Annotated in this window: 5 protein-coding genes; all 5 read right to left on the bottom strand. The window is 76.9% G+C overall.

Going from position 1 to position 24,919, the window contains the following annotated elements; all coding sequences use genetic code 11:
- The 5 genes from ACSNOD_RS02305 to ACSNOD_RS02285 are packed head-to-tail and all read right to left on the bottom strand — an operon-like array spanning position 1 to position 24,710.
- Positions 1-4,635, bottom strand: coding sequence for a beta-ketoacyl synthase N-terminal-like domain-containing protein (locus ACSNOD_RS02305; RefSeq protein ID WP_436764994.1), 4,635 nt, complete (start codon positions 4,633-4,635; stop codon positions 1-3).
- Positions 4,632-10,373 carry an SDR family oxidoreductase gene (locus tag ACSNOD_RS02300; RefSeq protein WP_436764993.1) on the bottom strand — a complete coding sequence of 1,914 codons (5,742 nt, stop codon included), beginning with the start codon at positions 10,371-10,373 and terminating at the stop codon, positions 4,632-4,634. The genes ACSNOD_RS02305 and ACSNOD_RS02300 overlap by 4 nt, the downstream gene beginning before the upstream one ends.
- A complete protein-coding gene (locus tag ACSNOD_RS02295) occupies positions 10,370-17,209 on the bottom strand; it encodes an SDR family NAD(P)-dependent oxidoreductase (protein WP_436764992.1) in 6,840 nt (2,279 codons plus the stop codon). Before ACSNOD_RS02295 ends, ACSNOD_RS02300 begins: the two co-directional genes overlap by 4 nt.
- The gene (locus ACSNOD_RS02290) at positions 17,206-22,080 is read right to left on the bottom strand and encodes a type I polyketide synthase (protein ID WP_436764991.1); all 4,875 of its coding nucleotides are present in this window, start codon (positions 22,078-22,080) and stop codon (positions 17,206-17,208) included. The genes ACSNOD_RS02295 and ACSNOD_RS02290 overlap by 4 nt, the downstream gene beginning before the upstream one ends.
- On the bottom strand, positions 22,077-24,710 hold the full coding sequence (locus tag ACSNOD_RS02285) for an acyltransferase domain-containing protein (protein WP_436764990.1): 2,634 nt from the start codon (positions 24,708-24,710) through the stop codon (positions 22,077-22,079). Before ACSNOD_RS02285 ends, ACSNOD_RS02290 begins: the two co-directional genes overlap by 4 nt.
- Positions 24,711-24,919: the final 209 nt, after the last annotated feature.

The raw sequence follows: 24,919 nt of genomic DNA, 5'->3' as shown, positions 1-24,919 counted from the left end.
TCATCCGCCGTCGTTCTCGCTCCGGCGCGGCGCGGGGAACAGCACCGCGCGTTCGTCCTCCGTCAGGGCGCCCCAGCCGCCCGCCACGGGCCCGGCGGGGGCGGCGGGCCCGGCGGGCCCGGCGGGGGCGGCGCCCGCCCCGTCGGCCGTACCGTCGGCCGCCCTGCCGAAGGCGCGCAGGGCGTGGACGGTGCGCCGCGCCCACTCCCGCGCCGTCAGGTGGGCACAGCGCCGCGCGTCGTACCACCAGTCCAGGTGCAGCCGGCCGGCGCTCAGGTAGCAGCGCAGCTCCAGCGGGTTGCCCAGACAGGCGGCGGCCGAGCGGGCGGCCGGCACCACGCCCGGGGCGGGGCGGAGCGGCCCGCCGTCGGGGCCGGCCGTCTCGTGGCCGAGGGCGCCGAGGTAGGAGACCATGAGCTCCGGCTCGGGGACCTCCGCCAGCAGCGCGGCCGTCGGCGCGTGCAGATGGCGCAGCACGCCGTGGCCGAGGCCCTGCCGGGGGACCGCGCGCAGCGCCTCGCGGGCGCGGGCGAGGGCCCCCTCGGGGCCGCGGCCGCCGGTGGTCAGCGGGAGCGGGTGGACCGTGGTGCAGGACCCGATCGTGCGGGTGAGGTCCACGCCCGGGAACGGCACCGCGCGCCCGTGCCCCTCCACGTCCACCAGCAGGGCGTCCTCGCCGGTGAACCGCTCGTGGGCCACGGCCACGGCGGCGAGCAGCGTCTCGTCCAGCGGGGCCCGCCGCGCGCGCTGGAACGCCAGGAGCGCCGCCGTGCCGGCCGCGTCGAGCACCGTCCGCTCGCAGCGCACATCGGTTCCGGCGGGCGCCCCCGGCGCGGGGCTCAGGCCCAGCGCCGACCGTACGGACGTGTGCCGGGCGCCGAGCCACAGCGCCCGTTCGGCGTGCACCTCCGGGTCGGCGGCCAGGGCCGCGACGCGGGCCGCCCACGCGGGCCACGGGGTGGTGGCCGGCGGCAGGGCGACGGGCAGGCCGTCGAGCACCTGCCGGCAGGCGGTGTTCAGGTCCTCCAGGAGCAGCCGCTCGGAGGCGATGTCGACCAGGAGGTGGTGCAGCACCAGGACCAGGAGGGACGGGCGGGCCCCGCTCCCCGGCAGATGGGCGGCCCTCAGCAGCGGCCCGCCGTCGTAGCCGTCCGCGGCGATCGCCGCGCCCAGTTCCTCGACGACCTGCCCCGCGGCGGCCCACTCCCGGGGGTCGCCGCCGTCCTCCCCTGCGCCGTCGACCACCAGGAGCGGGGCGCCGCGCCGCGCCTCGGCGACCTCCTGCTCCCAGAGGCCCGCGCGGTGCCGGACCCGCAGCCGCAGCCCGTCGTGCAGGGCGACGACACCGGCCAGTGCCTCGTCCAGCGCCTCGGGCGTCAGCGCGCCGGGGACCTCCAGGACCAGCGGTACGTGGAAGGTGTTCGAGCGCGGCTCTCGCAGCAGCCGCAGTTGGGTGGGGGTCAGGGCGACGGGCCCGGTCCACGGCTTCAGCGCCCGCCGGGAGCGCGTCCCCTGCTCGTCCCGCCGGCCCGGCTCGCCCGGGCCGCCTCGCTCCCCCTGGGCCGCCGCGTCGATCGCGTCGGCCAGCGCGGCCACGGTCTGGTGGGCGAACACGTCCTGCGGTGACATCACCAGTCCGGCCGCGGACGCCCGGGAGGCCAGCTGGACCGCGATCAGGGAATCGCCCCGCAGATCGAAGAAGTTGGCGTCGGGCGGCACGTCCGGAACGCCGAGCAGCTCGCTCCAGATCGCGCTCAGCACCGCGCGGGTGCCGCCTGCCGCTCCGCTCTCGCCGCGCGGCGACCTCTCCGACACCCTGTCCGCCGCCTCGGACGGCGCTCCCTCCGACGGCGTCGCCTCCCGGCCGGCCGTGGCCGTGGCCGTGGTCGCCGACGCTGCCGCCGACGCTGCCGCTGCCGCTGCCGCGAGGGCGGGGGCCGCCGCGCCGCCGCCCTCCACGTACGCCGACGGAATCCAGTGCCGGTCCCGGCGGAACGGGTACCCGGGCAGGGACACCGGGCGGGGCCTCCGTCCGCCCCGGTCCGGGCTCCAGTCGATCTCCGCTCCCGCCGCCCAGAGCGCGCCGAGGGCGAGCATCAGCACCTCGCCGTCGTCCCCGGGCTCGGAGGGGTGCCGTACGGTCCGGACCGCGCGGTGCCCCGCGCGCCAGGCGGGGCTGCGCCGGGCGAGCGCGGTCAGGGTGCGGCCGGGGCCCACTTCCACCAGCACCCGGCGGCCGTCGGCCAGCAGTTCTTCGACGTTCGCGCCGAACCGCACCGGGGCCCGGAGCTGCCGGGCCCAGCGCCCGTGGTCGACGGCTTCGTCGTCCGTCATCCAGGTGCCGGTGACGCCGGACAGCAGCGGGACGCGCGGTGGGCGCAGCCGGACGCCGGAGATCTCGGCAGCGAACCGGTCGGCGGCGTCCTGCACCGCGCTGGTGTGGAAGGCGTGCGCGGTCCGCAGCCGGCTCGTGCCCACCCCCCGTGCCGTCAGCCGTTCGGCGAACCGCTCCACCGCGTCCACCGGCCCCGCGACGACGCAGCTCGCCGGCTCGTTGACGGCAGCCAGCTCCAGCCCGCTGCCGGGCAGTTCCGCCGCGACCGCCGCCTCGGACAGCCGTACGGAGAGCATCGCGCCGGGGGGCGCCTGGCGCATCAGGCGCCCCCGCGCGGCCACCATCCGTACGGCGTCCGGCAGGTCGAACACGCCCGCCAGGCAGGCGGCGGTGTACTCCCCGACGCTGTGCCCGGCGAGCGCCCCCGGCCGCACCCCCCAGGGTTCGAGCCACCGGGCGAGGGCGTACTCGACGCAGAACAGGGCGGCCTGGGCCAGGTCCGTACGCCTGAGCGGCTCCTCCTCGGCGGTCAGGACGGCGGCGAGCACGTCGGTGCCCAGGGCGTCGGAGAACGCCCCGGCGCACGTCGTCAGGTGGTCCCGGAACCGCGCGTCGTGGGCGTGCAGCCCCGCGGTCATGCCCGGGTACTGGGAGCCCTGGCCCGGCAGCAGGAACGCGACGGCGGGCGGCCGTTCGGGGGCCGTGCCCGCGTGGGACCGCGGGTGGCCGGCGTCGTCGAGCGCCTCGGCGGCCTGCCGCGCGGTACGGGCGACCACCGCGCGCCGGTGTTCGTGGGCGCGCCGTCCGTCGGCCAGGGTGGCGGCCACGTCGTCGAGCGGGAGGTCCGGGGCGGCGCGCAGCCGGTCGGCGAGCCGCCGCGCGGCCCGCGCGACCTCGTCGGGGCCGCGCGCGCTCACCAGCAGGACCCGCGGCCGCGCGCCGTCCTCGGCGGGTGCCGGTTCGCGGGCCGCGGGCGCGGGTGCCTCCCCCAGGACGACATGGACATTGGTGCCGCCCGCCCCCAGCGAGCTGACCCCGGCCAGCAGCGGCCCCTCGGAGGTCCACGGCGCCAGCCGGTCCTGGACGCGGAAGGGCGTCCCGCTCAGCCCCAGTTCGGGGTTGGGCTCGGTGTAGTGCGGGGTCGGCGGGAGGGTGCGGTGCTCGATCGCCAGCACCGTCTTGATGAGGCCGGGCATGCCCGACGCGTACTCGAGGTGGCCGATGTTGGGCTTGACGGAGCCGATCGGGCAGGGGCGGGTGCGACCCGCGAACGCGCGGTCGAGCGCCGCGATCTCGACCGGGTCGCCGAGGGCGGTGCCCGTGCCGTGGGTCTCGACGTAGCCGATGTCGTCCGGGCCGACCCCGGCCACCGCCATGGCGTCGGCGACGACCTGGGCCTGTCCGTCGACGCTCGGGGCGCTGAACGCCATCTTCAGCGAGCCGTCGTTGTTGACGGCCGAGCCGCGGACGACGGCCCGGACGCGGTCGCCGTCGGCGAGCGCGTCGGCGAGGGGTTTGAGCACCACCACGCCCCCGCCGCTGCCGAACACGGTCCCGGAGGCCCGGGCGTCGAAGGCGCGGCACCGCCCGTCGCGGGAGACGATCGCGCCCGGCTCGTACCGATAGCCCATCCGGTGCGGCACCTTGACCGTCATGCCGCCCGCAAGCGCCACGTCGCACTCCCCGTCCAGCAGGCTCTGGCAGGCCAGATGCACCGCCACCAGGGCGCTCGAACAGGCGGTCTGCACGCCCAGGCTCGGGCCGCGCAGGTCGAGCGCGTGCGAGACGCGGGTGGCGATGAAGGCGTTGTCGCCGCCGGCCATGAGGGTCAGCAGCTCGGTGTTCATGCCGGTGCCGATCAGCGTCCGCGGGTCGTGGTGGGACAGCGTGTGGTAGGGGACGTAGGCGTTGCCCGAACAGGTGCCGTACACGCCGATGTCGCCGTCGTGCCGGGCCGGGTCGATGGCCGCGTCCTCCAGGGCGTGCCAGCAGGTCTCCAGGAAGAGCCGGTGCTGCGGGTCCAACACGCGCGCGGCCTGGGCGGAGTAGCCGAAGAAGTCGGCGTCGAACTCGTCGAAGCCGTCGAGCGGGGCGGCGCGTTTGACGTAGTCGGGGTCCTTCAGGAGGTGCTCGGGGACGCCCTGGGCGAGCAGTTCCTCGTCGTCGAGGTCGACGATGGACTCGCGGCCGGCGCAGAGGTTGTCCCAGAACGCGTCCAGCGAGCGGGCGCCGGGGAACCGGCCCGCCATGCCGATCACCGCTATGGCGCCCGCGCCGGGCACCTGTCCGTCTGCCGTCATCGGCCCTGCCTCCCGTCGTGTCGCCGGCCGCGCCGCGCGGCCCGCTCCCGGGCCTTCCGGGCGATCCGGTCGGCGTCCGCACCGTCCGGGCCCGCGCCATCGACAGCGTCCGCGCCGCCGGCCGCACCCCCGCCGGCAGCCGTGTCCCCGCCGGCGGCCGGCCCCGCGCCACCGGGCAGGGCCCGTACGACGTCCCGCGCGAGCCGGTCCACGCTCGCGCCCTGGAGCAGCAGGGCGACGGGCAGGGCGGTTCCGAAGTCGCGCTGCACCGCGTTCTTGACGCGGACCGCCATCAGGGAGTCGAGGCCGATCCGCACCAGCGGCCTGGCCGGGTCCAGCTCCCCGGCGGGCAGCCCGAGCACCGTGCCGACCACCCGTACGAGGCGCTCGCGCACCCGGTCCAGCAGTTCCTGGCCGGCCAGGCCGGAGAGCGCGTCCGGGCCCGGCCAGTCGCCGGCGGCCCGCTCGTCCCCGCCGCTGCCGCCGAGCAGGGCGGCGAGGAACGACGACCCGGCCAGCTCGGGATGGTGCTCGGCCAGCAGCCGCGGGTGGATGCGGGTGACCCCGGCCCGGGTCCGCCCGTGCGCGAGCAGCCCCTCCAGCGCCTCGATGCCCTCCCGTGGGCGCAGCTTGCCGAAGGCGGCCAGCTCCAGGTCGCGGGCACCGCCGATCTCCGCCCAGCCGCCCCAGTCGACGCAGAGGGCGGGCAGGCCCCCCGCCCTGCGCCAGTGGGCGAGGCCGTCGAGCCAGGCGCTGGCGGCCGCGTAGTTGCCCTGGCCGCCGCCCCCGAGCAAGGAGGCGAGCGAGGAGTACCCGGCCCACCAGTCCAGGTCCAGTTCGGCGGTCGCCTCGTGCAGCCGCCAGGCCCCGACGGCCTTCGGCGCCCAGACCCGCTCCAGCCGCTCGGCGTCCATGGTGGCCACCACACCGTCGTCGAGGGCGGCCGCGGAATGGACCACGCCGCGCAGCACGGCGCCGCTCTCGCGCACCGCGTCGACGAGCCGGCGGGCGGTGCCGGGCTCCGCGATGTCGCCGCGCACGACGACGACCCGAGCCCCGGCGGCGCGCATCCGCCGCATCGCCTCCTCGGCCGGCGGCGTGGGCCGGGAGCGGGCGTTGAGGGCCAGGCAGCCCGCGCCCCGCTCGGCCAGCCACTCGGCGGTGAACAGCCCCAGCCCGCTCAGCCCGCCGCTGACGACATAGCCGCCGCCCTTCCGCACGACGGGGACCGCGGGGTCCGCGGCGGGCAGGGTGGTCGCCGTGAGCCGCGCGAGGAAGCGCTTTCCGCCGCGCCAGGCGACCTCGTCGTCCCGGGCCCCGGAGGCCGCCTCGGCGGCGAGCTCCGCCAACCCGGGGGAGTCCGGGTCGAGATCGACCAGCGTGGGCCGCAGCTCGGGGTGCTCGACGACCAGGGTCCTGGCGAGCCCGCGCAGCGCGACCTGCGCGAGGTCGGGCCGCTCCCCCTCCCGTACGCACTGCGCGCCCCGGGTGAGGAGCCACAGGCGCGGGGGCGGCGTGCCCCGGGCGGCGCGCTCGGCGAGCCCGGCGACCAGCCGGGCCACGGCGAGTACGCGGGTGGCTCCTTCGGCCAGGGCCAGCTCGCCGAGGTCCCGGGCGGGCGCGTCAGCTGTCGCGGGCGTGTCGTACGTGAGCGGCGTGTCGGCCGCCGCAGGCGTGTCGGCGAGGAATACGACGTCGGTGTACGGCGCGTCCCCGTCTTGACCGGTGAGGGCCGCGGTCACCGCCTCCGGGTCGCGCCAGTCGGCGTGGGACACGGTGTCCCCCGCCGCGGCGAGCGGCGCGGCAGCCGCCTCGGGGTCCGCCCCGGGGCCGGCCCCGTTCGTCGCGTCGTGGAGCACGAGCCAGTGTGCGCGCGGGCGTTCCTCGGGCGGCTCGGCCGGGGGCACCGGCTCCCAGGTGTGTTCGTACAGCTTGTCGTGGAGCGAGATGGGCAGCGCGGACTCGTCGACCTGCCGGAAGTACAGCCCGTCCAGCTCGGCGACGAGGTGCCCTCGGGCGTCGAGCAGGCGAAGCCGCGCGAGATGGCCGGTGTCCTCCCGCGCGGCCGTGACCTCGGCGTGGCAGTAGGTGACGGTGCCGACGTCGCCGTGCACGGCCAGCCGGGCGATCCCCACGGGGAGGTGGGTGCGCCCCGGCACCTCGGGGACGGCCGCCACGGCGCTGTGCAGGCAGGCGTCGAGGAAGGCGGGGTGCGCCCGGTAGTGCGGGTTGCGGGTGGCCGCCTTCGGCCACTCCACCCGGCACAGGGTGGAGGCGACCGGCCCGCCGCGCGACTCCGGGGCGGGCAGGCGCAGTTCCACGAGGCCGGCGAAGGCGGGCCCGTGGAACTGTCCGGAGCGGCGCATCCGTGCGTAGACCTCGGAGGGGTCGCCGAACACCGGGTGGCGCGCCATCAGTTCGGACAGCGTCGGAGGGGACTGCGTTGTCGCCTCGGGCCGCGTCGCCCCGGCCGGCGTCGCCTCCGACTGCGCCGGCCCGGACGCCATCGCCTCGGGGTGCGCCGCGCGGCGCACCCGGGCCGTCGCGTGGACGACACGGGCCCCGCCGGCCGAGGAGGTGGCGATCTCGACGAGCGCCGTCCCGTCGTCCTGCCGGGTGAGCAGGGTGGTGATCTCCACCGGCCGGTTGAGCACGAGCAACTGCTGGTAGTCCACGTCCGTCAGACAGAGCGGCTCCGCGGTGGTGTCGCCGAACGCCGTACGGGCCGCCGACAGCGCCATCTCGCAGTAGCCGGTGCCCGGCATCACCACGAGGTCGCGCGAGCTGTGGTCCGCGAGCCACGGCAGGCGGTCGAGATCCACCCGTGCCTGCCACACGTGCCGGGCCGGCGCGCCCGGCAGGCGGATGTGCGTGCCCAGGAGCGGGTGCTCGCCGCCGTCGTGGGCCGGGCGGCGGCGCTCCCCCTCGCGCAGCCAGTACTGCCGGTGCCGCCAGGCGTTGACCGGCAGGTCCACCGGCGTCCCCGCGGGGTGGAGCAGATCCTGGTCCAGCGGGACTCCGTGGCAGTGCAGCTGCCCCAGGTGCGTCAGGAAGGTGGTGACCTCCGGCAGGTCGCGGCGGAGCGTCGGCACGACGGCGGCGTCGTCGATCCCGGCGTGGTCGAGGGTCTCCGCGATCGCGTGGGAGACGATCGGATGGGGGGACACCTCGACGAACACCCGCAGGCCGTCCCGCGCGGCGGCCTCCACGGCCTGGGTGAACCGCACGGGGTTGCGCAGGTTGGCCGCCCAGTAGCCGGCGTCGCAGGCCGGGGTGGTGCGCGGGTCGGGGTGCGCGGTGGAGTAGAACGGGACCTCCGGCTCGGCCGGGGCGAGGTCGGCGAGCCGCTCGCGGAGCTCGGGCAGCAGGGGGTCCACCTGCGGGCTGTGCCCCGCTCCTTCGGCTCCCTTGATCCGCCGGGCCAGCAGCCCCTCGGCCTGCCACTGGGCCACCAGCCGCTCGACCTCGTCGACGGCGCCGGACACCACGGTGGAGCGGGGCGAGGCGCTGATGGCCACCGAGACGGCCGGGTGCCCGGACAGGCGCCGGACCACGTCGTCGGTGGGCAGTTCGACCAGCGCCATGGTGCCCCTGCCCTTGAGCCCGCGGCGCATCACGTCCAGCCGGCGGCAGATCACCCGGGCGCCGTCCTCCGGGCCGAGCGCCCCGCCGGCCACGGCCGCGGCGACCTCCCCCATGGAGTGCCCCAGTACGGCGGCGGGCCGAGCGCCGTACGACCGCCACACCGCGGCCAGTCCCAGTTGCATCGCGAAGATGGCGAGCTGAGCCCGTACGGGGTCGTCGTACCGCCCCGTGGTGATCGTCTCGCGCGGGGAGATGCCGGACTCGGCGACCATCACGGATTCGATCCGGTCCAGGACGCGGGCGAACGCCGGCTCGGCCGCGAGGAGTTCGCGGCCCATGCCGGCCCACTGGGAGCCGTGGCCGGAGAAGACCCACACCGCGCCCGCGGCCGCCACGGGCAGGACCGACCCGACGGGGTCCGCGGTGGTCTCGCCGGAGGTCAGTGACTTCAAACCCAGCGTCAGGGCGTCGACGGAATCGGCGACGATCACGGCCCGTTCGGACAGATGGGAGCGGCGCCGCCCCAGGGTGTGCGCGAGGTCCCGCAGGGGGACCGGGTCCGCGCCGCGCAACCAGTCCGCGAGGCGCTCGGCGTTGGCCCGCAGCCCCTGCTGGGTGGCTCCGGAGATCGGGATCAGCCACGACCGGCGCTCCGGCATCGCGTCGGACGACCGGGACCGCGGTGCCGTCGACTCCTCGGGAAGCGGGCGTACGGAAGCGGACCGTGCGGGCTCGGCGCGCGTTGACGCGGCGCGCGTGGGCTCGGGCGCCTGTTCCAGCACCACGTGCGCGTTGGTGCCGCCCATGCCGAACGAGGACACCGCGGCCAGCCGCGGCCCCTCCCCGGTGACCGGCCACCCGGTGAGCCCGGTCGGGACGAACAGCCGGGTGCCGTCCAGGGAGATGTCCGGGTTGAGCCGGCGGAAGTGGACGTTGGGCGGGATGCGGCCGTGCTGGAGGCTGAGGACCGTCTTGAGCAGCCCCAGGACGCCGGCCGCCTCCTCGCAGTGGCCCATGTTCGTCTTGGCCGCCCCCAGCGCACAGCGGCCGCGCCCGGCGCGCCCGTAGACATGGGCGAGGGCCGCCGCCTCGATGGGGTCCCCGATCGGCGTGCCGGTGCCGTGGGTCTCCACCATGCCGACGTCCCCGGCGCCGACGCCGGCCCGTTCGACCGCTTCCGCGAGGACGGCCCGCTGGGCCTCCACGGAGGGCGAGGTGAGCCCGTTCGACAGACCGTCCTGGTTCACCGCGCTCCCCCGGATCACCGCGCGCACCGGGTCGCCGTCCCGCAGGGCGTCGGCGAGCCGCTTGAGCACGACGACTCCGCAGCCCTCGGCCCGGACGAAGCCCGCGGCGTCGGCGTCGAACGCCTTGCAGCGGCCGTCCGGGTCGGTGATCCCCGCCTTGTACAGCGCGACGGTGGTCAGCGGCGAGCTGATCACGTGCACCCCGCCGGCCAGGGCGAGATCGGCGTCACCGGTGCGCAGGCCCTGGCAGGCGAGGTGGACCGCCACCAGCGAGGAGGAGCACGCGGTGTCGACGGCGATCGAGGGGCCGCGCAGGTCCAGGAGGTACGACAGCCGGCCGACCGCGGTGCTGTGGGCGCCCCCGGTCACGGTGTGCACATCGTCCACGGCGTCCGGGTCCAGCAGCCGTTCGAGGAGGTAGTCGGGGGCGGCGATGCCCACGTAGACACCCGTACGGGTGCCGCTCAGGCCCCGGGGCGGGGTGCCGGCGTGTTCGAGCGCCTCCCAGGCCACCTCCAGGAGCAGCCGCTGCTGGGGGTCCATGGCCAGCGCCTCGCGGGGCGAGATGCCGAAGAACTCCGCGTCGAAGCCCGCGGCGTCGTCGAGGAACCCTCCCCGCACATGGGGCATCCGGCCGGGCATGTCCGGGTCCGGGGAGTAGAACGCGTCGATGTCCCAGCGCCCCTCGGGTATGCGGGTCACCGCGTCGCGGCCCTCGGCGAGCAGGTCCCACAGCCGCTCGGGGGTGTCCGCGCCGCCGGGGTAGCGGCAGCCCAGCCCCACCACGGCGATGGGCTCGTGGGTGCCCGGCCGGTGGCCGGGGTCCGGGTCGACGCCCAGCTCGCGTGCCAGCGCGGCCCGCGCCGTCGGTGAGAGCTTGCGTATGAGCTCGGCCAGGTCGGTCATCGCGGCGCCTCCTCGTGGCCCCCGTGGGCGTCTGTCTCCGTCCCGCTCGCCGGTTCCACGGCCGCGAGGATCTGGGCGAGGAGTTCGGCGTCCGTACCGCCGGCATCCTCGGCACCGCCGGCGCCCGTACCGCCGGTGTTCTCGCCACCGCCGGCGCCCGTACGCCTGGCGCCCTCGTCACCGCCGGCGCCGTCCACCCCGCCGGGTTCCGCCGCCTCGGGCGGGCCCCCGATGCCGAGCCGTTCGGCGAGTTCACCGGTGAGCGAGGCCAGGTCCGGGTGGGCCCAGATCAGTGCCGCGGACAGCGTCAGGCCCGTGCCGCCCTCCAGCCGGTTGCGCAGTTCCAGGGCCATCAGGGAGTCGAGGCCGAAGGACGCGATCGGCGCCCGCGGGTCGACCGTTCCCTCGCCCCGCCGCAGCACCCCGCGCACCTGCTCGGCGACGTACGAGGCGAGCATCCGCCGGGCCCGGTCCGGCGACCCGGCCCCGGCGATCCGGGTGAGCAGCGGGGCCGTGGGGTCCCCGCCGTGCCCGGCCTCGCCCCCGGACCGGGCGAACAGGGACGAGGCGCGTACCGCCGGGTGGTCCTCGAACCACTCGTCCCGGTGGAAGGTCAGGAAGGCCGCCCGTGCGCGCCGGTGGGAGATCAGGGCCTCCAGCGCCGCCATGCCGTCCTCGGGCTCGATGAGCCGGTAGCCACGGGAGTCCAGGTCCCGGGCGAGGCCGATGTCGGCCCAGGGGCCCCAGTTGACGGTCAGGGCCGGCAGGCCGCGGGCCCGGCGCCAGTGGACCAGGCCGTCGAGCCAGGAGTTGGCCGCCGCGTACCCCGCCTGGCCGGCGTTGCCGAGCACGGCCGCGCTGGAGGAGAACCCCACCCACCAGTCCAGGTCCAGGCCCTCGGTGGCCTCGTGCAGCCGCCAGGCGCCGAGGGCCTTCGGCGCCCAGACCCGCTCCAGCCGCTCGGCGTCCATGGTGGCCACCACGCAGTCGTCCAGGACCACCGCGGCGTGCACGACCCCCCGCGGTGCGGCACCGGCCCGCCGGGCCGCCTCGACCAGCCGCCGCGCGGTGCCCGGCGCGGCGATGTCCCCGCGGACGACGACCACCTCCGCCCCGGCCGCGCGCATCCGCCCGATGGCCTCCTCGGCGCCGGGCGTGGGCCGCGACCGGCCGTTCAGCACCACACAGCGGGCGCCGCGCTCGACCAGGCGTTCGGCGGTGTACAGGCCGAGGCCGCTCAGTCCGCCGGTGATGACATAGCCGCCGTCCTCCCGGACCACGGGGGCGGCGTCGTCGGGCACGGTGACCTCGGTCTCCCCCGACGGCGGAACGGTGATCACGAGCTTGCCGGTGTGCTCGGCGTTGGCCATCGTCCGGAAGGCGTCCGCGGCGTGTTCCAGGGGCCACTCGGTGTGCGGCAGCGGCTGCAGCCGCCCCGCCGCGAACTCCGCGAACACCTCGTCGAGCACCTGCCGGAACACCGCGGGGCGCGTGCGGGCCAGCAGATCGGCGTCGACCGCGCCGAAGGTGATGGCGCGGGTGAAGGGCAGCAGGCCCAGGCGCATGTCCTCGTGGATGTCCCGCTTGCCGATCTCGACGAACCTGCCGTGGTCGGCCAGGACGTCGATCCCGCGCCGCAGCGCGGGGCCGGTCAGCGAGTTCAGCACGATGTCCACCCCCCGGCCGGCCGTCGCGGCCAGGACGTCGTCCGCCCAGTCGAGGCCGCGCGAGTCCGACACGTGCCGCACCCCCATGTCCCGCAGCAGGCGGCGCTTGGCCGGCGTGCCCGCGGTCGCGTGGACCTCGGCCCCCGCCGCGCGGGCGATGGCGAGGGCCGCCATGCCGACGCCGCCGGTCGCGGAGTGGACGAGGACGTGCTCGCCCTCCGCGATCCGCGCGATGTGCCGCAGCCCGTACCAGGCCGTGACGAAGACCGAGGGCACGGTGGCCGCCTGCGCGGGGGTCATGCCCTCCGGCAGCCGGGTGACGAGGTGGGCCGGGGTCGTCACGAACGTCGCGAGGCATCCCCAGCCGGAGGCCACGACGTCGTCCCCCACCTGGAAGGCGGTCACGCCGGGGCCGACGGCGCTGACGCGGCCGGCGCACTCGGTGCCCAGCGGTGGCGCCCCTTCGTCGTGCCGGGAGCCGCCCGGGGAGCCCGCTTCGGCGCCGTCCCGGGAGGGGTAGACGCCCATCGCCTTGAGCGTGTCGCTGAAGTTCAGCCCGGCGGCCGACACCGCGATCTCCACCTCGCCGGGCCCCGGCGGACGGCGGTCGAAGGCCCGCGCCTCCAGCGCGTCGAGCCGGCCCGCCGCCCGGGTGACCAGCCGGAAGCCGTCCTCCCCGTAGCGCGCCGTGCGGCGCGGCGGCGGGCGGTCCGGGTCGGACAGCGGGGCGGCGACGAAGCGGGTGAGGTGACGCCGGCCGTCCCGGTGGGCGATGTCGTCCTCCGCCGGGTCGCCGAGCAGTTCCCGCAGCACCGCGTCCGGGTCGCACTCCGACGGGTCGAGGTCGAGCAGGGTCGTGCGCAGCGCGGGGTGTTCGAGGCCGAGGGTCCTGGCGAATCCGCGCAGCGCGGTCTGCCCGAGCGCCACGGGGTCCCCCGGCCGCACAGGGTCGGCACCGCGGGTGATCAGCCACAGCCGCGGCCGGCCCTGGGCACCGGCCGCTTCGAGAGCCGGGTCCACGGCGTTGACCAGCTCGGTCAGGCGCGTCACCCGGATACGGGCCAGCTCCGCCGCGGCGGCCCCGTCGTCCGGGGCGCCTCCATCATCGTCCGCGGCGGCCCCGTCGTCCGCGGCGGCTCCGTCGCCCATGGCGTGGTGCTCGTCCTCGGCGGGGGGCGGCATGAGCAGCACGACTCCGCTCGGTGCCGCGCCCGAGGCACAGGCGGCGGCCAGCGCGCCCGCGAAGGCCGCCGGGCCCGCGCCCGCGTCGAGCAGCAGGCACCGCCCGCCGGCGGCGGTCAATCCGGCGCGCAGCCGCTCCGCCAGCGGGATGGAGCCGGGCTCCGTCACCAGGAGCCAGCCGCCCCCGGCCGGCCGGGCACCGGGGGCGAGCGGCGGCGCCGGCTCCCAGGTGAGCTCGAACATCCGGTCGTCCAGCGGGTGCCGGCCGGTGGCGCGGGTGATCCTGCGCACGTCCACCCCCAGGGCGGACACCAGCACCCGGCCCCGCTCGTCGAGGAGTTCGACGTCGCCGACGAGCCCTCCCTCCCCGTCCCGCGTCAGCCGGCTGCGGACCAGCCTGCCGGCGGTCGGGTCCGCCCAGCGGCGCAGCGAGCGGACCCCGACCGGCAGCAGCGCGTCGCCCGATGCGTCCACCCCATCCGCGTCGTCCCCGCCCTCCCGGTCGCGTGCCGCCGCCGGCACCGCCCCGAGCAGTTGCAGACACAGGTCGAGTCGTACGGGGTGCAGATGGGCTCGGCGCAGGCCCACCCCGGCCCGCTCCGGTACGGCGATCTCCCCCAGCGCGTCGCGCGAGCCGTCGCCGCCCAGCCCGATGGACACCACGCCCTGGAACGCGGGGCCGTGCTGCTGCCCCGCCGCGCGCATCCACGCGTACAGCCGCTCCGGTTCCAGCCTGGCGTCGCTGTGCCGGGCCCGCAGTTCGGCGACGTCGTACGGGTCCGGGCGCGGGGAGTCCACCACCCGCGCGCCGGCGGTGGCGTGGGTCACCCAGGCGCCCGTGTGGTCCCGGGTGCGGATCTCGACGCGGCCGCGGCCCGGCCCCTCCTCGGTGAGAACGGTGCTGACGGTGACCGTGCCGTCGACGGTGAGCAGGGCGCGGTACGCGATGTCGTGCAGCTCGATGTCGTCGGGGGCCGCGCCGAGCGCCTCGCTCGCGGCCGCGAGCGCCGCCTCGCAGTAAGCGGTCCCGGGGACGACGACGCTGCCCGCGACCCGGTGGTCGGCGAGCCACGGCAGCCGCCGCTCGGACACCCGCGCCCGCCACACGTGCTGGACGGGCGACCCCGGCACGAGGACGTGGACGCCGAGCAGGGGATGCTCCCCCGGCCCCGGGGCGTCGCCACCGTCTCCCGCCCCGAACCAGAACCGCTCGTGCCGCCAGGCCGTGGTGGGCAGGTCCACCAGCTTCCCGTACGAGTGCAGGCGCCGCTGGTCCACCGGCACCCCGTGACTGTGCAGCAGGCCGAGCGCGGACAGCAGGGCGTGCCGGGCCGGTTCGCCGCGGCGCAGCACTCCCGTGACGAGGCCGTCGTCGATCCCGGCCTCCCGGAGGGTCTCGCCGATCGCGTGGGTGACGACCGGGTGCGGGGAGACCTCGGCGAAGACCCGGAACCCGTCCTCGGCCGCCGCGGCGACGGTCTGCGTGAACCGCACCGGGTTGCGCATGTTCGCGGCCCAGTAGTCGGCGTCGCAGGCGGGGGTCGCGCGCGGGTCGGGGTCGGCGGTGGAGTAGAAGGTGACGCGGGGCGCGGCGGGCGCGAGGTCGCCCAGCAGGGCTCGGAGTTCGGGCAGCAGCGGCTCCACGTGCGGGGTGTGGGCCGGGACGCTGACGCCGGGCACCGGGCGGGCCAGCAGCCCCTCGGCCCGCCACTCCTCGACCAGCCGCGTGACCTCCCGGGCCCCGCCGCCCACCACGGTCGACCGCGGGGAGGCGCTCACCGCGACCGTCACCCCGTCGTACCCGGTCAGGCGCTTCTGGACCTGATCAGCGGGGAGTTCGACCAGCGCGATCATGCCGCCCGTGCCGTACCGCTCGCCGAACAGGCGGGAGCGGCGGCAGATCACCCGGGCGCCGTCCTCGAGGCGGAGGGCGCCGCCGACCACCGCCGCGGCCGCCTCGCCCATGGAGTGGCCGAGGACCGCCGCGGGTTCGAGGCCCCGGGAGCGCCACACCGCGGCGAGGCCGGTCTGGAGGGCGAACACGGCGGGCTGGACGTGCTGCATCGGCGCGTCGGTGAGGTCCCGGTCGCACACCAGCTCGCGCAGGCTCACCCCGGACTCGGTGGCGACCACGGGTTCGAGGCGGTCGACGACGGCGGCGAAGGCAGGTTCGGTGGCGAGCAGTTCGCGGCCCATGCCGGTCCACTGGGAGCCCTGTCCCGAGAAGACCCAGACCGCCCCGGTGCCGGCCGCCGGCAGGACGCGGGCGCCGGCCGGGGCGGTGGCGGGCCCCTCGGCGGCCAGTTCCTTCAGGCCCTGGCGCAGGCCGTCGGCGGTGTCGGCGACCAGCGCGGCCCGCACGTCCAGGTGCGTACGGCGGCGGCCCAGGGTGTGGGCGATGTCCGGCGGCGGCACGTCACCGTGGTCGGCCAGCCACCCGGCGAGGCGCTCGGCGTTGGCCCGCAGGCCCTCGGAGTCGGCGCCGGAGAGCTGGAACAGCCAGGGGCCGCCCGCGCCGGCCGGCGCGGGCCCCGGCGGGGTGGCCGCCTCCCCAACGGCCGCCGCCCCAACGGCTGCCTTCCCAACGGCTTCCTCGACCACCACGTGGGCGTTCGTACCGCTGATGCCGAATGCGCTGACCCCGGCCCGGCCCGGCCTGCCCCGCTCCGGCCACGGCAGACCGGTCGCGGGCACGGTGATCCGGGCCGCCCGGTCACTGATCCTGCCCGTCTTCTCCCGCAGATGGAGGTGGGCGGGGACGCGGCGGTGGCGCAGCGCCAGGACCGTCTTGATCAGACCGGCGATCCCGGCGGCGGCCTCGGTGTGCCCGATGTTGGTCTTGACCGAGCCGACGATCAGGGGGTGGGCGGGGTCCCGGTCGGGGGTGAACACATCGGCGAGCGCCTCCAGTTCGATGGGGTCGCCGAGCGGGGTGCCGGTGCCGTGGCCCTCGATGTAGTCGATGTCGTGCGGGGAGAGCTTCGAGCGCTCCAGCGCCGCCCGGATCGCGGCCTGCTGGGCCAGCCCGTTCGGCACGGTCAGGCCGCTGCTCGCGCCGTCCTGGTTGACCACGGTGCCCCGCACCACCGCGAGGACGCGGTCCCCGTCCCGCTCGGCGTCGGCCAGCCGCTTGAGCACGACGACGCCGCAGCCCTCGCCCCGGCCGAGCCCGTCCGCCGACGCGTCGTACGCCTTGCAGCGGCCGTCCGGGGAGAGCGTGCCGAACCGCGAGAGGGAGATGCTCGACTCCGGCATCAGCATCACGTTCGTACCGGCCGCCAGGGCCAGGTCCGCGTCCCCGGTGCGCAGGCTCTGGCACGCCAGGTGGACCGCCGTCAGCGAGGACGAGCACGCGGTGTCCACCGCCATGGCCGGCCCCCGCAGACCGAGGTGGTAGGCGATCCGCCCCGCGGCGAGGTTGTGCACGCTGCCGGTGACGGTGTACGCGTCCACGTCCTGCGGGGTCAGCGCCCCGAAGTGGCGGATGCCGTACTCGTGCAGGGTGATGCCGACGTAGACGCCGCCGCGCGCCCCGCGCAGTCGGTCGGCGGGCAGTCCGGCGTGTTCGAGCGCCTCCCAGGTCACCTCCATGAGCAGCCGCTGCTGCGGGTCCATCGCGGCGGCCTCGCGCGGCGAGATGCCGAAGAACGCCGCGTCGAAGGACGCCGGGTCCCAGTGCGTGAGGAAGCCCCCGGAGCGGGACCGGATCGTGCCGGGCACGGTGAAGTCGTCGCACAGGAAGGCGTCGGCGTCCCAGCGGGCGGCGGGGACCTCGACGACCGCGTCCCGGCCCTCGGCGAGCAGCCGCCAGTAGTCGTCGGGGCCGTCCACCCCGCCGGGCAGCCGGCAGCCGACGCCGATGACCGCCACCGGCTCGGTGAGCCGTCCCTCCGCCGCGAGCGCCCTGCGCTCCAGCCGGTCGATGGTCTCCAACGCGCGCCGGAGGACGGCCCGCCGGTCTCCCCCGTCGTTGTTCGTACCGGTCACAGGGGGCCCAGTCTTTCCGTGAGGCGGCGGATGAGTTCGTCCTCGGAGGGGTCGCCCCCGGCGGGTGTGCCGTTGGCCGGTGACGTTTCCGCGGAAGGGGCGCGCCCGGGGGACGCGGCGACCGGCTCCTCGGCGGCGGTCCGCTCCTCGGTCGCCGCCGCCCCCGCGGAGCGCCGGCCGAGCTCCTCCAGCAGGTACGCCGTCAGCGCCTCGACCGTCGGATAGTTGAAGACCACGGCCGCCGGAATGTCGCAGCCGAGGTCCCGCGCGAGCGCGGCCTGGGTCCGGCCGGCCGTCATCGAGTCCATGCCGATCTGGAAGAACCGCTGGTCCGTGCCGAGTTGCCGCGGTGAGGCGAATCCCAGCAGGCCCGCCACGGTCGACCGGACGAACTCCTGGAGCAGGCGGCCCCTCGCCTCGCCCGTGGCGGCCAGGACGCGCGCGGCCTCCCGGCCCGGTGCCGTACCGCCCGCCCCGGCCCGTTCCGGAGCCACCTCGTCGATGAGGTGCAGCGCGATCCGCGAACGGTAGGCGTCGGCCAGCACCGGCCAGTCCACGGCGGCCACGACGCGGTGCGCCGCGTCGCCGAAGAGCAGCGAGTCCAGGGCGCGGACGGCCGTCGCGTCGGGCATGGGCCGCAGCCCCGAGGCGGACATCAGATCGCGGTAGGCGACCTGGCCGAACGCCTCCCCCCAGATGCCCCAGTCGATCACCAGCGCCGGCTGCCCGAGGGCGCGGCGGTGGCGGGCGAGGGAGTCCAGGAAGTAGTTGGCGGCCGCGTAGTGGGTCAGTCCTCGGGCGCCGAGCAGGGCCGCGGTGGAGGAGAACAGCACGAAGTGGCGGACGTCGTGCCCGGCGGAGAGCCGGTGGAGCAGTACGGAGCCGTCGACCTTCGGCCGGAGCATCAGGTCGACGTCCGCCTCGGTCAGGTCGGCCAGCTCCCGGTAGCCGCCGGCCATCGCCGCGTGGTGGATGCCGTGCAGCGGGGGCAGGTCGGCCCCGAAGCGGGCGAACAGCGCGGTCATGGCGGCCTCGTCGGCCACGTCGGCCCTGACCTCGGTGACCGCCGTCCCCTCCTTGCGCAGGCGCGCGGCGGTGTCGGCGGCGACCCCGGTCAGCCCTCGGCGGGTGAGCAGGACCAGGTGGCGGGCGCCCAGCGTCGCCAGGCGGTCGATCAGGCTGGGCCCGATGGAGCCGCCCGCCCCGACGACCAGATGGCAGCCGTCCGGGTCCAGCGCCCCGCCGGCACCGGCGTCGAGCTCGCCCCGCACCAGGCGGGTGACGTACCGCGAGCCGGCGCGGAAGGCGACCTGGTCCTCACCGTCGGGCCGGGTCATCTCGTCGAACAGCAGCCGCGCCGCCTCGGCCGGGCCGGCGTCGTCGAGGTCGGTCAGGCCGCCCCAGATCTCGGTGAGTTCGACGGCGAGCCCGCGCCCGAGGCCCCACAGGGCCGCCTGGGCCGGCGCGACGCGGGGCTCCCCGCCCACGGTCTGCGCGAAGCGGGTGACCAGGTGCAGCCGGGGCCGCCCCCGGTCGGCCAGCAGGCGGGCCAGCCGCAGCAGCCCCACGGTCAGGCGCCGGGCCCAGCGCGGCGACTCCGGCTCGGCGTCCGGCGTGTCGAGCGCCGCGCAGTACAGGACGTGATCGAAGTCGGACGGGCCCGCGCCGGAGAGCGCCGCCGGCCACCGGGCCGGCTCGTCCGGTGACAGGTCCAGGAGCTCGGCGGCGGGCACGGTCACGACCGTGGCGCCGCGGGCTTCGGCCAGGGCCCGGACGGCGTCGCCGACGCCCCCGCCGTCGGCGACGACGAGCCACCGGCCGGCCGTACCTCCTCGGCCGTCCGGCGGCGGAAGCGGACGCGGACGCCACACCGTCCGGTAGATCCAGTCCTGGGGCACCCCGCTCCGCTCGGCGCGGTCCGCGGCGGAAGCAGAGGTCGTACGGGGTGCGGGGGGCGCGCCGGAGGCACGTGACGCACCCGGCGCAGCGGGTGCACCGGTCTCACCCAAGGGGGCCGTTCCGGTCGCCGCGCCGGCCCGCCAGTGGCGCCGGCGTTGAAAGGCCGTGGTCGGCAGCGTGGCCAGCTCGCCCTCCGGGTGGATGCGGCCCCAGTCGATGTCCACGCCCCGGCAGTGCAGCGCGCCCAGCTGTTCCAGCAGGGTGGCCCGCTGCGGCTCGTCGCGCCGCAGGGAGGCGACCACCACGGCGTCGTCGGCGCCCGCCGAGTCCAGCGACTGCCGCAGCGCGTGACGGACCACCGGGTGCGGTGAGATCTCGACGAACAGCCGGTGGCCGTCGGCCGCCGCCGCGGCGACGGCCGCGCCGAAGCGGACCGGCTCGCGCAGGTTCGCCACCCAGTGCTCGACGTCCGGCGCTTCGGTGAACCGGGCGCCGCCGTGGGTGCCGCCGTGGATGCCGCCGTGGGTGGCACCGCGGGTGCCGCTGTAGAAGGGGATCTCGGGTGCGGCCGCCGGCAGCGCGCCGATCTCGTCCCGCAGGGGCCGGCACAGCGGGTCCATCGCCGCGCTGTGGAAGGCCACGTCGGAGGCGAGCCGCCGTACGGCCACCCCCGCCGCCGTCGCCTCGGCCACCAGCGCGTCCACGGCGTCCGGCGGCCCGGAGACCACGGTCGAGCGAGGGGCGGCGAGGATCGCGACGGACAGCCCCTCCCGGCCGGCCAGCAGCCGTTCGGTCCCGGCGGCGGAGAGCTCCACCGCGGCCATCGCGCCCGCGCCCGTCACCGCCCGCAGCAGTCGCGACCTGCGGCAGACGAGGCGGGCCCCGTCGGTGCAGCGGAGCGCCCCGGCGACCACCGCGGCGGCGATCTCGCCCATGGAGTGCCCGATCACGGCGGCGGGGCGGACGCCGTGGGCCCGCCAGACCTCGGCCAGGCCGACCTGGACGGCGAAGATCAGAGGCTGGACCCGGTCGGCCGGCGCCGTCCGCAGGTCCTCCCGCAGCGCCGCCCGCAGGGAGACCCCGGTCTCCGCCGAGTGCACCGGCTCCAGTTCGTCGATCACCTCGGCGAACGCGGGCTCGCCCTCCAGCAGTTCACCGCCCATGCCGGTCCACTGGGAGCCATGGCCGGGAAACACCCACACCACGCCCCGGTCCGCGGCGCGGGTGACCGTTCCCTCGCTGTTGCCGGCCGCGATCTCGCCCTCCTGGAAGCGGCGCAGCCGGTCCACCAGGGTCTCCCGGTCCCCGGCCACCACGGTCAGCCGCGCGGGGTGGTGGGTTCGGCGCAGGGCCAGCGTGTGGCCGACGTCGGCCAGGGGCGTGTCCGCGCCGGGCCCGGTGAGCCACGCGGTCAGCCGCCGGGCGCCGGCCCGCAGCCCCGCTTCGGTGACCCCGGACAGCGGGAAGAGGCGCGGGCCGCCCACCGTGGCCGACGCCGTACGGGCCCCCTCGGGCACCTGCCCGGCCACGGTCGCACGGGCCCCGGCCGCTGCCGTACGCGTCCCGGCCGCGGTCGTACGCGTCCGCTCGGGCGCCTGCTCCACCAGCACGTGCGCGTTGGTGCCGCCCATGCCGAAGGCCGACACGGCCGCCAGCCGCGGTGAGCCCTCCACCGGCCACGCGGTGTGCTCGGTCGGCACGAACAAGCGTGTGCCGTCGAGCGAGATCTCGGGGTTGAGCCGGGTGAAGTGGAGGTTGCGCGGCACGGCGCCCCGGTCGACGGCCAGCACCGTCTTGATCAGACCGATGACGCCGGAGACCGCCTCCGCGTGGCCGAGGTTGGTCTTGACCGCGCCGAGCGCGCAGCGGCCCGACCGCCCGGGCCCGTACACCTCGGCCAGCGCCTCCACCTCGATGGGGTCGCCGAGCGCGGTGCCGGTGCCGTGCGCCTCGATCAGGCCGACCCGGGCCGGGTCGACCCCCGCCCGGTCGATCGCGTCCCGCAGCAGATCGCGCTGCGCCGCCCCCGAGGGCGCGGTCAGGCCGTTGGAGCGGCCGTCCTGGTTGACCGCGCTGCCGCGGATGACCGCCAGCACCCGGTCCTCGTCGCGCAGGGCGTCGGACAGGCGCTTGAGCAGGACCAGTCCGCATCCCTCGGTGCGGACGATCCCGTCGGCGCCGGCGTCGAAGGTGCGGCACCGGCCGCCCGGCGCCAGCAGCCCGTACTCCTCCAGCGACCTGCTGACGCCGACGTCGAGGATGAGGTTGACCCCGCCGGCCAGCGCCGTGTCGCTCTCCCGCAGCCGCAGGCTCTGGCAGGCGAGGTGCACGGCGGTCAGCGAGGAGGAGCACGCGCTGTCCAGGGCCAGGCACGGGCCGCGCAGGTCGAGCACGTACGACAGCCGGCCGGCCAGGACGCTGTGCAGGCCGCCGGTCAGGGTGTACGCGTCCAGCGTCCGGGGGTCGGCCAGGCCGCGCTGGAGGTACTCGTTGTAGTAGGCGCCCACGAAGACCCCGGTGCGGCCGCCGGCCAGCCGCGCGGGAACCGCACCCGCGTGCTCCAGCGTCTCCCAGGCCACCTCCAGCAGCAGCCGCTGCTGGGGGTCCATCGCCTCGGCCTCCCGGGGCGCGATGCCGAAGAACTCCGCGTCGAAACCGGCCACGTCGGGGAGGAAGCCGCCCCGGCGCAGGCGTTGGCGCACCTGCGCGTCCAGTCCGTCGAGCGCGTCGGGGCCGTCCGCGTCGCCCGCCGGGCCGCGGCGGTCCGCGGGCGCCGGCCCCACCACATCGCGCCCGTCGACCAGCAACTGCCACAGCTCGTCCGGGGAGTCGACCCCGCCGGGCAGCCGGCAGCCCATGCCGATCACCGCGATCGGTTCGGCCACCACGGTCCGGGCCGCCGCGCCGAGCCGTTCGGCGAGCGTGTCGCGCTGCCGCGCCGAGAGGTCGGACAGCCGTTGACTGATGCTCACAGGGCGTCTCCGTCGCTCTCCACGTCACGCAGGAGCAGCTCGAAACCGGACAGGGCGGGCGAGGCGGGCGAGACCGGCGAGGCGGATGAGCCCGAGGGGGCCTTTGGCCCCGGCGGGTCCGGTGGGCCGGCGGGGACGAGCGTCCCTTCGGCGGGCCGCGGTGCCCGGGGTGCCGCGCCCCGGCCCAGGCGCGTGGTGAGCGCGGCGGCCACCTCGGCGACCGTCGGGTGGTTCCACAGCAGCGTGGCGGGGAGGGGGAGGCCGAGGTGATCCGAGAGCCGCCGCTTGATCGCCAGCGACTGGAGGGACTCCATGCCGTACTCGGCCAGCGGACGCCGGGGGTCCACCTCGGCGGCGCCGAGGGCGAGCTGCTCCGTCACCACGTCGCGTACCAGGGCCGTCAGTGCCCGGGTCAGCTCGTCGGGGTCCAGGCGCCGCCAGTCGGTCTGCTTCCCGGTCCCGTGCCCCGGCGGCCGCCCGCCGGCCGGATCGCCGGCCGGCTCCTCGTACGAATCTCCGGCCCGCTCCTCGGCCGGCTCGCCGGCCACCGGGCGCCGCCAGGCGCGGGCGGGCAGGTCGACGAGTCGGCCCCCGGGGTCCCGCGCGGTCAGGTCGACGCGGACGCCGTGGCAGTGCAGGGCCCCGAGCTGGGTCAGCAGGGTCCGCTGTTCGGGCCGGTGGCGCAGCAGGGTGGGGAGCACCACGGCGTCCCCGACGCCGTGCGCGGTCAGCGTCTCGCGCACCGACTGCGTCACCAGCGGATGGCCGGAGATCTCCAGGAACACGCGGTGCCCGTCCTCGGCGGCGGCCGCGACGGCGGCGTCGAAGCGGACGGTGTTGCGCAGGTTCCCGGCCCAGTAGTGGGCGTCGAAGGGGGCACGGGCGCGCGGGTCGGCGAGCGAGGTCGAGTACAGCGGTGTCCGGGGCGCACGCGGTTCGAGCACCGCCAGGGCCGCCCGGACCTCGTCGAGCAGCGGGTCCATGTGCGGGCTGTGCGGGGCGAGGTCCGTGGCCACCGGCCGTACGAAGCGGCCCTGCTCCGTCCACTCGCGCGCGAGCCGCTCGACGGCGTCGGCGTCACCCGAGACCACGGTGGTGACGGCCGAGGCCCTGATGCCCACGACGACGTCGGACCGGCCCTTCAGCGCGGTGTCGACCTCCGCCGGGGGCAGGTCGACCAGCGCCATGGCGCCGGCTCCCGCGACGCGCGGCAGCAGCGCGGAGCGGCGGCAGACCAGCAGGGCGCCGTCGGCGGGCGACAGGGCGCCCGCCGCGACGGCGGCGGCGATCTCACCGCCGGAGTGGCCAATGACGGCGGCGGGTTCGAGGCCGCGGTCGCGCCACACCCGGGCCAGGGCGGCCTGCATGGCGAAGCAGATGCCCTGGAGCCGGCCGCACGGGACGGCCCCCACGTCCGTCGCCGTCAGCAACTCCCGTGGCGAATAGCCGCCCTCGGCACGGAAGACGGGGTCGACCTCGTCCAGGAAGGCGGCGAAGGCGGGCTCGCGGACCAGCGACTCCCTGCCCATGCCGGTCCACTGGGAGCCGTCGCCGGAGAACACCCAGACGACCCCGGGGTGCCCGGCGCCCAGGGGGCGGCCCGTGGCCACTCCTGGGGCCGGCTTGCCCGCGGCGACGGCCCGCAGTCCGGCTTCCAGTTCGGCGCGGTCGCCGGCCACGACCACGGCCCGCTCGGCGAGGTGCGCCCTGTGCCGCGCCAGCGTCCACGCGGTGTCCGCGAGGCGCGGGGCGCGGGGCGACGCCACCAGATCGGCGAGCCGCCGCGCGTCGGCCCGCAGTCCCGCGGGCGACGTGTTCGACAGCGGGAAGACGAGGAGAGCCGCGGCCTCGGCAGGGGACGGCGGGGACGGCCGGGACGGCGCCTCCGGCGAGGGTGGCGCCGAGGGCGGTACGGGGCCGGGCCCGGCGGGCGCGTGGGTGTCGGACGCGGGGGCGGGCCCGACGAGCAGACGGCCGTCCGCGTGCGTCAGCACCGTCTCCCGTTCCTGGTGGCGGAGGGCGAGCACCGCGTGGAGCAGTTCGGCGAGGCCGGTGTCCGGTCCCGTGGGGTCGGACGCGCCGTGGCGGGGCCCCTGTGAGCAGCTGTCGACGACCGCCAGCACCCGGTCGCCGTCCCGGTGCGCGTCCGCCAGCGCCCGGAGCACGATCACCACGCATCCGGGGGCCCGGTCGCCGTCGGTCTCCGGAACGGTCACGGCGGCCAGCGCCGTTCGGCACTCGCCCCGCTGGAGGCTCTCGCCGGCCGTGCGCACCGCCGCCAGGGAGGACGGGCAGATGGTGACCGGCGCGACATGGGCCCCGAGCGGCAGCCGCTCGTCGGGAGGGCGGGCCCCGCGGCCCTCCGTTCCGGAGCTTTCCGCCCCGTCCCCCGCCCCAAAGTTCTCCGTCCCGCAGTTCTCCGCCCCGAGGAAGAGCACCGGCCGGTCGCGTTCGACGCGCCGCGGCGGAAGGCCGGCGTGTTCCAGGGCCTCCCAGGCGGCCATCATCAGTGCTCGCCGCCGCGGCGCGACACTCGATGCCTCCCGGTGCGAGAGGCCGAAGAGAGATGGGGCGAAATCGTCGCCCCCGTCATCGGCCGACCGTTCTCCGTCGACCGAAAAGTCGTCCATTGTTTGCGAATCAATGACTGAGCGTAAGACTCCGGATAACCGGCAACCGAAACCGATCACTGCCATACGAAGTCCGGCGGAAAACTCTCCCCGCCCTTCGGCCATGCCGTGTCCCCCGTTGTGACGTAGCCCGAATATGCCCGAATTAACGGGCACCCAGCCGTGGGCACACACCGTTCTACTTGACATGGGGACGGGCTGGCTAGGGC

This window comes from Streptomyces sp. URMC 123 (genome assembly GCF_051386515.1).
GTDB lineage: Bacteria > Actinomycetota > Actinomycetes > Streptomycetales > Streptomycetaceae > Streptomyces.
The sequence above is the reverse complement of the archived record's forward strand: the minus strand, read 5'-3'. Positions and strand labels throughout refer to the sequence as shown.